This window comes from Roseovarius confluentis, from assembly GCF_002917925.1.
In the GTDB taxonomy this organism is placed as follows: Bacteria; Pseudomonadota; Alphaproteobacteria; order Rhodobacterales; family Rhodobacteraceae; genus Roseovarius; species Roseovarius confluentis.
Map to the genome: position 1 here is coordinate 113,140 of NZ_PPFE01000003.1, position 13,007 is coordinate 126,146.

The 13,007-nt window shown below is 63.2% G+C and carries 10 protein-coding genes; 6 read left to right on the top strand and 4 right to left on the bottom strand.

Going from position 1 to position 13,007, the window contains the following annotated elements; genetic code table 11:
- Position 1: 1 nt before the first annotated feature.
- On the bottom strand, positions 2-745 hold the full coding sequence (gene ubiG / locus C2I35_RS08570; RefSeq protein ID WP_103762991.1) for a bifunctional 2-polyprenyl-6-hydroxyphenol methylase/3-demethylubiquinol 3-O-methyltransferase UbiG: 744 nt from the start codon (positions 743-745) through the stop codon (positions 2-4).
- Positions 746-793: 48 nt separating this feature from the next.
- On the opposite strand from ubiG, the gene pip reads away from it, so the two are divergent.
- The 5 genes from pip (at position 794) to infB (ending at position 7,387) form a co-directional block, all read left to right on the top strand.
- On the top strand, positions 794-1,768 hold the full coding sequence (gene pip / locus C2I35_RS08575; protein ID WP_103762626.1) for a prolyl aminopeptidase: 975 nt from the start codon (positions 794-796) through the stop codon (positions 1,766-1,768).
- A 251-nt stretch (positions 1,769-2,019) separates the two neighbouring features.
- A complete protein-coding gene (rimP, locus tag C2I35_RS08580; RefSeq protein WP_057795417.1) occupies positions 2,020-2,592 on the top strand; it encodes a ribosome maturation factor RimP in 573 nt (190 codons plus the stop codon).
- A gap of 4 nt (positions 2,593-2,596) precedes the next feature.
- The gene (gene nusA, locus C2I35_RS08585) at positions 2,597-4,228 is read left to right on the top strand and encodes a transcription termination factor NusA (protein ID WP_103762627.1); all 1,632 of its coding nucleotides are present in this window, start codon (positions 2,597-2,599) and stop codon (positions 4,226-4,228) included.
- Positions 4,229-4,253: 25 nt separating this feature from the next.
- Complete coding sequence (locus tag C2I35_RS08590) at positions 4,254-4,877, top strand: RNA-binding protein (protein WP_103762628.1); 624 nt, start codon at positions 4,254-4,256, stop codon at positions 4,875-4,877.
- Between the two features lie 5 nt (positions 4,878-4,882).
- Positions 4,883-7,387 carry a translation initiation factor IF-2 gene (gene infB, locus C2I35_RS08595; protein WP_103762629.1) on the top strand — a complete coding sequence of 835 codons (2,505 nt, stop codon included), beginning with the start codon at positions 4,883-4,885 and terminating at the stop codon, positions 7,385-7,387.
- Between the two features lie 117 nt (positions 7,388-7,504).
- Here infB and C2I35_RS08600 read toward each other — a convergent pair whose 3' ends face one another.
- Genes C2I35_RS08600 through C2I35_RS08610 form a run of 3 tightly spaced genes read right to left on the bottom strand, consistent with a single transcriptional unit; the run spans position 7,505 to position 10,075 of the window.
- A complete protein-coding gene (locus C2I35_RS08600; protein WP_103762630.1) occupies positions 7,505-7,903 on the bottom strand; it encodes a (deoxy)nucleoside triphosphate pyrophosphohydrolase in 399 nt (132 codons plus the stop codon).
- Between the two features lie 55 nt (positions 7,904-7,958).
- Positions 7,959-9,188, bottom strand: a complete 1,230-nt coding sequence (gene argJ / locus C2I35_RS08605; RefSeq protein WP_103762631.1) for a bifunctional glutamate N-acetyltransferase/amino-acid acetyltransferase ArgJ — start codon at positions 9,186-9,188, stop codon at positions 7,959-7,961.
- A gap of 2 nt (positions 9,189-9,190) precedes the next feature.
- Entirely contained in the window at positions 9,191-10,075 is an 885-nt protein-coding gene (locus tag C2I35_RS08610) for a peptidylprolyl isomerase (RefSeq protein ID WP_103762632.1), read from the bottom strand.
- Between the two features lie 186 nt (positions 10,076-10,261).
- Here C2I35_RS08610 and secA point away from each other — a divergent pair, with 186 nt between their 5' ends.
- On the top strand, positions 10,262-12,982 hold the full coding sequence (gene secA / locus C2I35_RS08615; RefSeq protein ID WP_103762633.1) for a preprotein translocase subunit SecA: 2,721 nt from the start codon (positions 10,262-10,264) through the stop codon (positions 12,980-12,982).
- Positions 12,983-13,007 lie beyond the last annotated feature (25 nt).

The window sequence follows — 13,007 nt, forward strand, 5'->3', positions numbered from 1 at the left end:
TTCAGGGTTTTATGCTGGTCGTGACGTAATTCACGGCAAGGTCGCGATCCGACAGGGACCAGGACCAGCTGATGGGACTGAAGACGAAGCCCTTGCGGTCGACCGGGTCGAGGCCTGCGTCGCGCAGAAGGTCATAAAGCTCTTCCGGGGTGATGAACTTGTTCCAGTCGTGAGTGCCTTTCGGCAGCCAACGCATGATGAACTCCGCGCCGACGATGGCGGCGGCAAAGCTTTTGGCGGTGCGGTTGAGGGTAGAGCAGATGTGCAGGCCGCCCGCTTTCAGCAGGCGCTGGCAGGCAGTGAGGTAGGTGGCGGGGTCGGCCACATGCTCGACCACTTCCATGTTCAGAACGACGTCGAACTGCTCGCCCGCCGCTGCCAGGTCCTCGGCGGTGGTGTTGCGGTAGTCGATGTCGAGGCCGGATTGCGCGGCGTGGACCTGTGCCACGGGAATATTGCCTGCCGCGGCGTCGGCGCCGACGACCGTCGCGCCAAGGCGGGCCATTGGTTCGGCCAGCAAGCCGCCGCCGCAGCCGATATCCAGAAGGCGCAGGCCGGTGAACGGTTTCGACGTTTTCAGGTCGCGATCGAATTCCGCCGCGATCTGGGAGGTAATGTAATCCAGCCGGCATGGATTGAGCATGTGCAGCGGCTTGAACTTGCCGTTCGGGTCCCACCATTCGGCGGCCATCGCCTCGAACTTGGCGACTTCTTCGGTGTCAATCGTGGTCGAGTTGGGTTGCATTCCGCGTTCCATGTGCTCAATGTCTCAGACGGTCTATATAGGACATTCATGGACAAGTTTTCGAGCCAAAAGAGCGCAGCGCAATTCCTGTATCCGTCGATCGAGCCGTTCGACCGGCGAATGATGGACGTGGGCGACGGGCACACGATCTATGTCGAGCAGTCGGGCAATCCCGACGGCACGCCCGTCGTGGTGCTGCATGGCGGACCCGGCGGCGGGTGCAGCCCGGCGATGCGGCGGTATTTCGACCCGAACCATTACCGGATCGTGCTGTTCGACCAGCGCGGCTGTGGCCGGTCGAAGCCGCATGCGAGTGTCGAGGACAACACGACCTGGCACCTTGTGGCGGACATCGAGCGGATCCGCGACGCGCTGGGCATCGAGACGTGGATCGTCTTTGGCGGAAGCTGGGGCGCGACGCTGGCGCTGATTTACGGTCAGAGCCATCCCGAGGCGGTGGCGCATCTTGTGTTGCGCGGCGTCTTTACCATGACCCAGCGGGAGCTGGACTGGTTCTATGGCGGCGGCGCCGGGCGGTTCTGGCCCGAGACATGGGCGAAATTCCGGTCGCTGATCCCCGAGGATGAACAGGGCGACATGATCGGGGCCTATAACAAGCGCCTGTTTTCCGGTGACCGGGCCGAGGAGGTCCGGTTCGCCAAGGCGTGGAGCGCGTGGGAAAACGCGCTGGCGACGGTCAATTCCAACGGCCAGAGTGGTGACAGCCCGGCGGATTACGCGCGCGCTTTCGCCCGGCTGGAGAACCATTATTTCCGGCATGGCGGGTTCCTGGGGCAGGACGGCTATATCTATGACAACATGGACAAGCTGGCGGATACGCCCGGCGTGATCGTGCAGGGGCGGTACGACATGATCTGCCCGCCGGAGGCGGCGCACCGGCTGGCGGGGCTGTGGCCCAAGGGTGATCTGCGAGTTATTCCGGTGGCGGGGCACGCCTTGTCGGAGCCGGGGATCAGTGCCGAGCTGGTGAAGATCATGGACCGGATGGTAACCGGGCGGTAATAGGCGGGGTCTTGGAGTGCCGTTACCCTCTGGCTTGACCAGAGGATCTCTGACCGCGCGAGATCACCGATCAAGTTGGTGATGACGTGCGCGGGAAGGGCTGACATGTGCGCAACCTGCTTTCCCCCTTGCAGACTCAGCCATCGAGTCGTATATCCCCTTTCAACAGCGGCGCGCTGGGGTCCACACCCGACGCTCCACCGGGAAAGACCGACGGGCCGCGCGCCCGTTTTTTTGTGTTTGAAAGACCCATGAGCAACGACCTGATTGCAAAATCCTCGATGGATCGGCGGCTGGCCGAGATCGTCACCCCTGTCATAGAGGACATGGGGTTCGAGCTGGTGCGCGTGCGTCTGATGGGCGGCAAGACCGCCACGCTTCAGATCATGGCCGAGCGGCCCGAAGGCGGCATCGAGGTGGACGAGTGTGCCGAGATTTCCACCGCCATCAGTGCCGTGCTGGATGTGGAAGACCCGATCGTCGATGAGTACACGCTGGAAGTGTCCAGCCCCGGCATCGACCGGCCCCTGACACGGCTGAAGGATTTCGACGAGTTCGAGGGCTACGAGGCGAAGCTGGAGACCCACGAGCTGATCGACGGGCGCAAGCGGTTCAAGGGCGTTCTGGCCGGGACCGAGGGCGGCGAAGTGCTGATCAACGTCGAGGAAGGCACCATCGGGCTGCATTTCGACTGGCTGGCGGATGCCAAGCTGGTTCTGACCGATGAGCTGATCAAGGACATGCTGAAGGCGCGCAAGGAAGCGGGCGTTCTGAACGAAGACAATTTTGACGACATAGAGACTGACTCGTCCGAGGAGACCTGAGACAATGGCTATTACCTCTGCCAACCAGCTTGAGCTTTTGCAGACCGCCGAGGCGGTGGCGCGGGAGAAGATGATCGACCCGAGCCTCGTGATCGAGGCGATGGAAGAAAGCCTCTCGCGCGCGGCCAAGAGCCGGTACGGCGCCGAGATGGACATCCGCGTCAGCATCGACCGCAAGACCGGCAAGGCGACGTTCACCCGCGTGCGCACCGTGGTCGAGGACGAGGAGCTGGAGAATTACCAGGCGGAGTTCACCGTCGAGCAGGCCAAGCAATACCTGGACGATCCCAAGGTCGGTGACACCTTCGTCGAGGAAGTGCCCCCCGTGGACATGGGCCGGATCGCCGCGCAGAGCGCTAAGCAGGTGATCCTGCAGAAGGTGCGCGAAGCCGAGCGTGATCGCCAATACGAGGAATTCAAGGATCGTGCCGGCACGATCATCAACGGTGTGGTCAAGCGCGAGGAATACGGCAATGTCATCGTCGACGTGGGTGCGGGCGAAGCGATCCTGCGCCGGAACGAGAAGATCGGCCGTGAAAGCTATCGCCCGAATGACCGGATCCGCTGTTACATCAAGGATGTGCGCCGCGAGGCCCGGGGGCCGCAGATCTTCCTGAGCCGTACCGCGCCGGAATTCATGGCGGAACTGTTCAAGATGGAAGTGCCGGAAATCTATGACGGCATCATCGACATCAAGGCCGTGGCGCGCGACCCGGGTAGCCGCGCCAAGATCGCGGTGATTTCCTATGACAACTCGATCGACCCTGTCGGCGCCTGCGTCGGTATGCGCGGCAGCCGCGTGCAGGCCGTGGTGAACGAGCTTCAGGGCGAGAAGATCGACATCATTCCGTGGAACGAGGACCAGCCGACCTTCCTGGTGAACGCGCTGCAGCCCGCCGAGGTGAGCAAGGTGGTTCTGGACGAGGAAGCCGAGCGGATCGAGGTCGTGGTGCCCGAGGACCAGTTGAGCCTGGCCATCGGTCGCCGGGGTCAGAACGTGCGGCTGGCGAGCCAGCTGACCAACCTCGACATCGACATCATGACCGAGGCCGAGGACAGCGAGCGCCGTCAGAAGGAATTCGAAGTGCGCACGAAGCTGTTCATGGACACGCTGGACCTGGACGAATTCTTTGCCCAGCTTCTGGTGTCGGAAGGCTTTACCAACCTCGACGAGGTTGCCTATGTCGAGATCGACGAACTGTTGGTGATCGACGGCGTCGACGAGGACACGGCCAACGAACTGCAGGCGCGTGCGCGTGACGTACTGGAGGCACAGGCGAAGGAAGCGCTGGAAAAAGCCCGCGCGTTGGGAGCCGAGGACAGCCTTATTGAATTCGAAGGCCTGACACCCCAGATGGTACTGGCGCTGGCCGAAGATGACGTGAAAACGCTGGAAGATTTCGCCACCTGCGCCGACTGGGAATTGGCAGGCGGCTGGACCACCGTGGATGGCGAGCGCGTCAAGGACGACGGTGTGCTTGAACCCTTCGAAGTATCGCTGGACGAGGCGCAGGACCTTGTGATGACCGCGCGGGTCATGCTGGGCTGGGTCGACCCGGATGATTTGCAGGCTGACGAGGAAGCCGAGGACGAAGACGGCGCTGAAGGCGACACCGCAGAGGAGGCCGAGGCCTGATGCGTCAGGTCTCGTAGGCGTTGATATGGGGCGCGGTGGACAGCCCAAGGACCGGACGAATGGTCCCGAGCGCAAGTGTATTGCCACGGGTGAGGTGCGTCCGAAGCACGGGTTGATCCGGTTCGCCATCGGTTCCGAGGGTCAGGTGGTGCCGGATATCCTGGAGAAACTGCCGGGGCGGGGCATCTGGGTGAGCGCCTCGCGGCAGGCGCTGGAAACGGCGGTGAAGAAAGGCCTGTTCTCGCGCAGTGCGAAGCAGAGCGTCACGGTGCCCGACGGGCTGGTCGAGCAGGTCGAGGCGATGCTGGCGCGGCGGGTCGTGGAGTTGCTGAGCCTGGCGCGGAAAGGTGGCCAGGCGGTGGCCGGATACGAGAAGGTCAAGGACTGGCTGGCCAAGGAAGAGGCCGAGGTTCTGATCCAGGCCAGCGACGGGTCCGCGCGCGGGAAGACGAAACTGAGCACGCCCTATGGCGGTAGCTGGATCGGCTGGATCACTGCCGATGAGCTGGGCCAGGCCTTTGGGCGTGAAACAAGCATCCACGCAGCACTCGCTGCTGGCGGTTTGTGCGAGCGTGTTGTAGAGGAGGCGGCAAGACTCAAGGGCTTGCGCGTCACGGACGGGGACCGACCCCGCCGGAAAGGAAGTTGAGATAGATGAGCGACAACGACGGAAAGAAAACTCTGGGTGTGCGTGGTGGTGGCGGTCCTCGGTCGGGGAACGTCAAGCAGAGCTTTAGCCATGGCCGCACCAAGAACGTCGTGGTGGAAACCAAGCGCAAGCGCGTCGTGAAGCCCAAACCGGGTGCTGCGGCGCCTGCGCCGGGTGGCGCCAAGGCGGGTGCGCCCGGATCTGCATCGAAACGGCCGGCGGGGATCTCTGACGAGGAGATGGAACGCCGGATGAAGGCGCTTGCCGCCGCCAAGGAACGCGAGGCGGAAGAGGCCGCCCAACGCGAGGCCGAGGCGAAAGACCGCGAGGAAGAGAAACAGCGCCGCCGCGAGGAAGCCGAGGCCAAGGAGCGCGAACAGCGCGAGGCCGAGGAACGCGCCAAGGCGAAAGCCGACGAGGAAGAGCGCAAGAAGCGCGAGGAAGCGGACGCTGCCAAGCAGGCTGCTGCCGCTGCCGCGGCACCGCCGGCAGAAGAGACGCAGGCGCGTGCCTCCAAGCAGGCGCCACGCAGCAAACCGCCCGAGCGCGACCAGCGCGGTGACGATGGCCGTGGCAAGGGCAAGGGCCGTGGTGGCGACGATGGTGGCCGCCGGTCCGGCAAGCTGACGCTGAACCAGGCGCTGTCGGGTGGCGAAGGCGGCCGGCAGAAATCCATGGCCGCCATGAAGCGCAAGCAGGAACGCGCCCGGCAAAAGGCCATGGGCGGCACGCAGGATCGTGAAAAGGTCGTGCGCGATGTGCAGGTGCCCGAGGCGATCGTGGTCAGCGAGTTGGCCAACCGGATGGCCGAACGCGTGGGCGATGTGGTCAAGGCGCTGATGAACAACGGCATGATGGTCACGCAGAACCAGTCGATCGACGCCGATACCGCCGAGCTGATCGTCGAGGAATTCGGTCACCGTATCGTCCGGGTCAGCGATTCGGACGTGGAAGACGTGATCGATTCGGTCGATGACAAGGAATCTGATCTTCAGCCGCGTCCGCCGGTGATCACGATCATGGGTCACGTGGACCACGGCAAGACATCGCTTCTTGACGCGATTCGCGACGCCAAGGTCGTGGCAGGCGAGGCCGGTGGCATCACCCAGCATATCGGCGCCTACCAGGTGACGACCGATGGCGGGGCTGTTCTGAGCTTCCTCGACACACCGGGTCACGCCGCGTTCACCAGCATGCGCGCCCGCGGTGCGCACGTGACGGACATCGTGGTTCTGGTGGTGGCTGCCGACGATTCGGTGATGCCGCAGACGATCGAGGCCATCAACCACGCCAAGGCCGCCGAAGTGCCGATGATCGTGGCGATCAACAAGTGCGACAAACCCGAGGCGAACCCCGACAAGGTGCGCACCGAACTGCTGCAGCACGAGGTGATCGTCGAGGCGATGTCGGGCGACGTGCAGGATGTCGAAGTGTCTGCCCAGACGGGTCAGGGCCTGGACGAGCTACTGGAAGCCATCGCGCTGCAATCCGAGATCCTGGAGCTGAAAGCGAACCCGGACCGCGCCGCCGAAGGTGCGGTGATCGAGGCGCAGCTGGACGTGGGCCGTGGCCCCGTGGCGACGGTTCTGGTGCAGCGCGGGACGCTGAAACAGGGCGATATCTTCGTCGTGGGCGAGCAGTACGGCAAGGTCCGTGCGCTGATCAACGACCGCGGCGAGCGCGTGAAGGAAGCCGGGCCGTCGGTGCCTGTCGAGGTTCTTGGCCTCAACGGCACGCCGGAGGCGGGTGACGTTCTGAACGTGGTGAAATCCGAAGGCCAGGCGCGTGAGATTGCCGAGTACCGCGAGAAGGCCGCGAAGGAAAAACGCGCGGCTGCCGGTGCGGGTACGACGCTTGAACAGCTTCTGGCGCAGGCCAAGGAGAACGAGAACGTCAAGGAACTTCCGATCCTGGTCAAGGCCGACGTGCAAGGCTCTGCCGAGGCGATTGTTCAGGCGATGGACAAGATCGGCAATGACGAGGTGCGGGTGCGTGTGCTGCACTCGGGCGTTGGCGCGATCACCGAATCCGATATCGGCCTGGCCGAGGCATCGGGTGCGCCTGTGATCGGCTTCAACGTGCGGGCCAATGCGCCGGCGCGGAATTCAGCGAACCAGAAGGGCGTCGAGATCCGCTATTACAGCGTGATCTATGACCTCGTGGATGACGTGAAGGCGGCCGCGAGCGGTCTGCTGGGTGCGGAAATTCGCGAGAACTTCATCGGTTACGCCGAGATCCGGGAGGTCTTCAAGGTCACGGGCGTCGGCAAGGTTGCGGGCTGTCTGGTGACCGAAGGCATCGCCCGCCGGTCGGCCGGTGTGCGCCTGCTGCGCGACGACGTGGTGATCCACGAAGGCACGCTGAAGACGCTGAAGCGCTTCAAGGACGAAGTGTCCGAGGTGCAATCCGGACAGGAATGCGGCATGGCGTTCGAGAAGTACGAGGACATCCGCGAAGGCGATGTAATCGAAATTTTCGAGCGCGAGGAATTCGAGCGCAAACTCGATTAAGCCTTGTCAGAGACTGTTTTGGAAAGGGGCGGCCTGTTTGGTCGCCCTTTTTCGTGCGGCGCGCCAAATCTTTTATGAAAAGATTTGGCAAAAGCTTTGTGAAAGCTTTTGCCGTCGTCAGAGCCAGTCGCGGAGGATCGGAATGAGGGGGATGTCCGCGGGTGGCATTGGGTAGTCGCGCAACGCGTTGGGACGGACCCATTTCAAAGCCTGTTCCTCACGCGATTGGGGCATGCCCTCCCACTTGCGGCAGGCAAAGAGCGGCATCAGCAGGTGAAAATCGTCGTAGCTGTGGCTGGCGAAGGTCAGCGGCGCGAGGCAGCTTTCCCAGGTGTTGATGCCAAGCTCTTCTTCCAGTTCGCGGATAAGCGCGACCTCGGGCGTTTCACCCGGCTCGACCTTGCCGCCGGGGAATTCCCAGAGGCCGGCCATGGATTTGCCCTCGGGGCGTTGCGCCAGAAGGATGCGGCCATCGACGTCGATCAGGGCGACGGCGGAAACCAGAACGGTCTTCATTGCCGCAATCCCGGACGGAAAACCGGAGCCCACTTTTCCTGTGATTGCTTCGGTTTCAAGACCGATAATCCGCGTTGATCGAGATGTAGCCGTGGGTCAGATCGCAGGTCCAGACGTGGGCGGTGCCGCCGCCCAGACCGAGATCGACATGGATCGTGATCTCCTGGTTCTTCATGTGGGCGGCGCCGTCTTCTTCGCGGTATGAGGGACTAACCCAGCCTTTTTCGGCTACGAGCGTGTCGCCGAACCAGATCGACAGCGTGTCGCGATCGGCTGGCGCGCCGGATTTGCCGATGGCCATCACGATCCGGCCCCAGTTGGGGTCTTCGCCGGCGATGGCGGTTTTCACCAGCGGTGAGTTCGCGATGGCGAGGCCGTGGGTCTTGGCGTCATTGTCACTGGAGGCGCCGGTGACGGAGATGGTGACGAACTTGGTTGCCCCTTCGCCGTCGCGGACAACCTGGTGGGCGAGGTCGAGCATGACGCCGCGCAGCGCCTCCATGAAGCCGACGCTGTGATCGGTGACGCGCACGCCCGAGGCGCCGGTGGCGGCGACCAGAAGCGTGTCGGAGGTGGAGGTGTCGCTATCTACGGTGATGCAATTGAAAGTCTTTTCATTCAGCGCCGAGACCATCTGTTGCAGGTGCTCGCGGTCGATGGCGGCGTCCGTGAAGATGTAGACCAGCATTGTCGCCATGTCGGGCGCGATCATGCCGGAGCCCTTTGCGATGCCGGCGATGCGCACCTCCTGCCCCTCGAACATGAGGGTCGCACTGGCCCCCTTGGCGAAGGTGTCGGTGGTCATGATCGCGCGGGCGGCGTCCTCGATGCCGTCGGGGGAAAGCTTGTCATTAAGTTCGGACAGTTTCGCGGTGATGCGGTCGTGTTTCAGAGGCTCTCCGATGACGCCGGTAGAAGAACTGAAAATACGCGATTCCGGCAGGGATAGGGTCTGTGCGACGGCATTCGTCACCGCCTTGACCGATTCCACCCCGTTGCGCCCGGTGAAGGCGTTGGAGTTGCCGGAATTGACGATGATCGCCGCGCCCTCCGCGGACTGGAAGGCGATCTTTTCCTGGCAGTCGAGCACCGCGGCGGAGCGCGTCGCGGACCGGGTGAAGACCCCCGCCATGGCCGTGCCCGGCGCCAGCCGCGCCAGCATCACGTCCGTGCGACCGGCATAGCGCACGCCGGCCTCGACGCTGGCGAATTCCACGCCGCCGATGGCGGGAAGCTCGGGAAATGTGGCAGGCGCCAGTGGCGACACGGCGAGGGTCTTGGCCATTGTCAGTTCTCCAGGAGTTCGAGCGCGTCGATCACGGTGGGGTCTATTTCCTCGAGGTCGATCCGGTCGATCTCGGCGTTGGACTCCAGGCTTTCGATATGGGCTTCGAGTGCGCCCTGTTGAAGCTGCGCTGTCAGTTCCTCGCGCACGGTCTCAAGCGCAGGACGTTCCTTGTTGCGAGTCTCGGCCAGCGTGATCACGTGCCAGCCGAACTGGGTTTCGACCGGGTCGGACACTTCGCCGGGTTCGAGCGCGGCGACGGCATCGAAGAACGGTGCGACCATGTCGCTGGCGCCGAACCAGCCGAGATCACCGCCGGAGGCGCCCGAGGGCCCGGTGGATTTTTCGCGGGCCAAAGCGGCGAAATCGGCATCGCCTTCGAGCGCGGTCACCAGTTCCTGCGCCTCTTCCTCGGTTTCCACCAGGATGTGCGAAGCGCGGTATTCGGTTTCCTGCACATCAGCGGGGTATTGCTCTTCGTAGGCCGCTTGCAGGTCCTCGTCAGAGGGGGCCTGCTGCATCACGCCGGCCATGACCTCGCCGGCGATGATGGCGCGTTCCTCGTTCTCGATCGAGACCTGGCTGCGCAGGGAAGGCTCGCCCTCCAGCGACTGGTTCAGCAGGGTATGCTGGATCAGTTGGTCGACGATGCCCTGCAACAGCAAGTTCGGAGGGAACTGGTTGTATTGCTGCGGCAAGGTGGCGCGGAGCGCTATGACGTGGGCCAGCGTGATCTCGGTGCCGTTGACCGTGGCGACGACCTGGCCGACATCGGCGTCCGGTGCCGCGTCAGTCTCTGTCTCGGCTGCATCTTGGGCCAGGGCGCCATGAGCGAGCATGGCGGTGGCGCAAGCGGCGGTCAGAAGCGACTTAATCGGATGTGACATGGAAAACCCTTTGCTTTCTCGCGCCAAGACGTGGCGCGTTGTGACGTTGACAGTCCATGAGCGGCCCCTTACATCGCCTTATGATCAAAGGCAGGGCCGTCCCCTTGGGCCCGTTCTAGGGCGGTGCGGCGGACGGGGCAAGCGATTGCCTTTCACGAGATAGTCAAAGACCGGAACGGATAGGATATGCTGGGTATTGGAACGGTTGCCAGAAAGGTTTTTGGCACTCCGAACGACCGAAAGGTCAAGACGACCCGCCCGCTGGTGGAAAAGATCAACGCCCTGGAGCCCGAGTACGAGGCTCTTGACGACGCCGGGCTGATCGCCAAGACCCAGGAGTTCAAGACGCGTATCGCGGACGGTGAGAAACTGGACGCGATCCTGCCCGAAGCCTTCGCCAACTGTCGTGAAGCCGCCCGACGGGCGCTGGGCCTGCGGGCCTTCGATGTGCAGTTGATGGGCGGGATCTTCCTGCATCAGGGCAACATCTCGGAGATGAAGACGGGTGAGGGCAAGACCCTTGTGGCGACCTTTCCGGCCTATCTGAACGCGCTGACCGGCAAGGGTGTGCATATCGTCACGGTGAACGATTACCTCGCCAAGCGGGATGCCGAGTGGATGGGCAATGTCTTTTCCGCGCTGGGGATGACTACGGGCGTCGTCTATCCGCAGCAGCCGGATGACGAGAAGAAAGGCGCGTATGCCGCCGACATCACCTATGCCACCAACAACGAGCTCGGCTTCGATTACCTGCGCGACAACATGAAATCGAGCCTCGAGGAAATGGCGCAGCGCGGGCATAATTTCGCCATCGTCGACGAGGTGGACAGCATCCTGATCGACGAGGCCCGGACGCCGCTGATCATCTCGGGCCCGGCGCAGGACCGCAGCGAGCTGTACGTGACCATCGACGGGCTGATCCCGAGCCTGGAAGAAGACCACTACAAGATCGACGAAAAGACCAAGAACGTCACCTTCACCGACGAAGGCAACGAATATATCGAAGAGCTGCTGCACCAGAAGGGTCTGCTGGAAGAGGGTCAATCGCTTTACGATCCCGAAAGCACGACCATCGTGCACCACATGAACCAGGGCCTGCGGGCGCATAAGCTTTTCCTCAAGGACAGAGACTATATCGTCCGCGACAACGAGGTCGTGCTGATCGACGAGTTCACCGGGCGGATGATGGCCGGACGCCGGCTGTCGGATGGTCTGCACCAGGCGATCGAGGCCAAGGAAGGCTGCGAGATCAAGCCCGAGAACGTGACGCTGGCGCAGGTGACGTTCCAGAACTATTTCCGCCTGTATGACAAGCTTTCGGGCATGACCGGGACGGCGACGACCGAGGCCGAGGAGTTTGGCCAGATCTACGGGTTGGGCGTGGTCGAGGTGCCGACGAACAAACCGATTGCTCGCGTGGACGAGGACGATGCCGTCTACCGCACCGCGCAAGAGAAATTCGACGCCATCGTCACGTCGATCAAGGAGGCGCACGAGAAAGGCCAGCCGATTCTTGTGGGCACGACGTCGATTGACAAGTCGGAGATGCTGAGCGAGTTGCTGAAGAAGGCGGGGGTGAAGCACAATGTGCTGAACGCGCGCCAGCACGAGAAGGAAGCGCAGATCGTCGCGGATGCCGGCAAGCTGGGCGCGGTGACGATTGCCACCAACATGGCCGGGCGCGGCACCGACATCAAGTTGGGCGGCAACCTGGATTTCCAGATCATGGAAGCGATTGCCGCCGATCCTGAAGCCGACACCGAGGAGCTGCGCAAGCGGCTGGAAGCCGGGCACAAGGATGACGAGCAGGCGGTGATCGATGCCGGTGGTCTGTTTGTTCTTGCCACGGAACGGCACGAAAGCCGCCGGATCGACAACCAGCTGCGCGGCCGGTCGGGCCGCCAGGGCGACCCGGGGCGGTCGGCGTTCTTCCTGAGCCTGGATGATGACCTGATGCGCATTTTCGGGTCTGAACGGCTGGAAAAGGTCCTGTCGACGCTGGGCATGAAGGAAGGCGAGGCGATCATTCACCCGTGGGTGAACAAGAGCCTGGAACGCGCGCAGGCGAAGGTCGAGGGGCGCAACTTTGACATCCGCAAGCAGCTTCTGAAGTTCGACGACGTGATGAACGAGCAGCGCAAGGTGATTTTCCGGCAGCGTCTGGACATCATGGAGGCGACCGACCTGTCGGAGACCGTCAAGGACATGCGTGGCGAGGTGATCGACGACCTGATCGACCAGTACATGCCGCCCAAGACCTATGCCGACCAGTGGGACATGGAAGGGCTCTATGCCGCGGTGATCGAGCGGCTGAACCTGGACGTGCCGGTGATGGCCTGGGGCGACGAGGAAGGCGTGGACGACGACGTGGTCGCCGACCGGCTGGAAGAAGCCGCCGACGAGATGATGGCCGAAAAGACCGAGGCGTTTGGGCCGGAACAGATGCGGATGATCGAAAAGCAGGTCCTGCTTCAGACCATCGACAGCAAATGGCGCGAGCACCTGTTGACGCTGGAACACCTGCGCAGCGTCGTGGGTTTCCGTGGCTATGCGCAGCGCGACCCGCTGAACGAGTACAAGAACGAGGCGTTCCAGCTGTTCGAGACCATGCTGGACAGCCTGCGGCAGGACGTGACCCAGCAGCTGGCCCGGATCCGCCCGATGACGGACGCGGAACAGCAGCAGATGTTGCGTGACCTGCAGGCGAAACAGGCCGCGATGGCACCGAATCCGTCCGAGACGGAAGAGCGCGAGCCCGGTGCGGTGACGCTCGAAGACCCCACGGGCGCCGCCCTGCCCGGGTTCGACGAAAACGACCGGTCTACCTGGGGCAACCCGGGGCGGAACGAGGCCTGTCCCTGCGGTTCGGGCAAGAAATTCAAGCATTGCCACGGGCGGCTGGGCTGACGCCGGACGCCACAACACGGCCCAA

What these genes read in the sequence shown, in the direction of transcription:
- C2I35_RS08600 (WP_103762630.1), bottom strand. Translation starts at nt 7,903, where the DNA reads ATGAAGACCGTTCTGGTTTCCGCCGTCGCCCTGATCGACGTCGATGGC.
- ubiG (WP_103762991.1), bottom strand. Translation starts at nt 745, where the DNA reads ATGCAACCCAACTCGACCACGATTGACACCGAAGAAGTCGCCAAGTTC.
- nusA (WP_103762627.1), top strand. Translation starts at nt 2,597, where the DNA reads ATGGCTATTACCTCTGCCAACCAGCTTGAGCTTTTGCAGACCGCCGAG.
- rimP (WP_057795417.1), top strand. Translation starts at nt 2,020, where the DNA reads ATGAGCAACGACCTGATTGCAAAATCCTCGATGGATCGGCGGCTGGCC.
- infB (WP_103762629.1), top strand. Translation starts at nt 4,883, where the DNA reads ATGAGCGACAACGACGGAAAGAAAACTCTGGGTGTGCGTGGTGGTGGC.
- C2I35_RS08610 (WP_103762632.1), bottom strand. Translation starts at nt 10,075, where the DNA reads ATGTCACATCCGATTAAGTCGCTTCTGACCGCCGCTTGCGCCACCGCC.
- secA (WP_103762633.1), top strand. Translation starts at nt 10,262, where the DNA reads ATGCTGGGTATTGGAACGGTTGCCAGAAAGGTTTTTGGCACTCCGAAC.
- C2I35_RS08590 (WP_103762628.1), top strand. Translation starts at nt 4,254, where the DNA reads ATGGGGCGCGGTGGACAGCCCAAGGACCGGACGAATGGTCCCGAGCGC.
- argJ (WP_103762631.1), bottom strand. Translation starts at nt 9,188, where the DNA reads ATGGCCAAGACCCTCGCCGTGTCGCCACTGGCGCCTGCCACATTTCCC.
- pip (WP_103762626.1), top strand. Translation starts at nt 794, where the DNA reads ATGGACAAGTTTTCGAGCCAAAAGAGCGCAGCGCAATTCCTGTATCCG.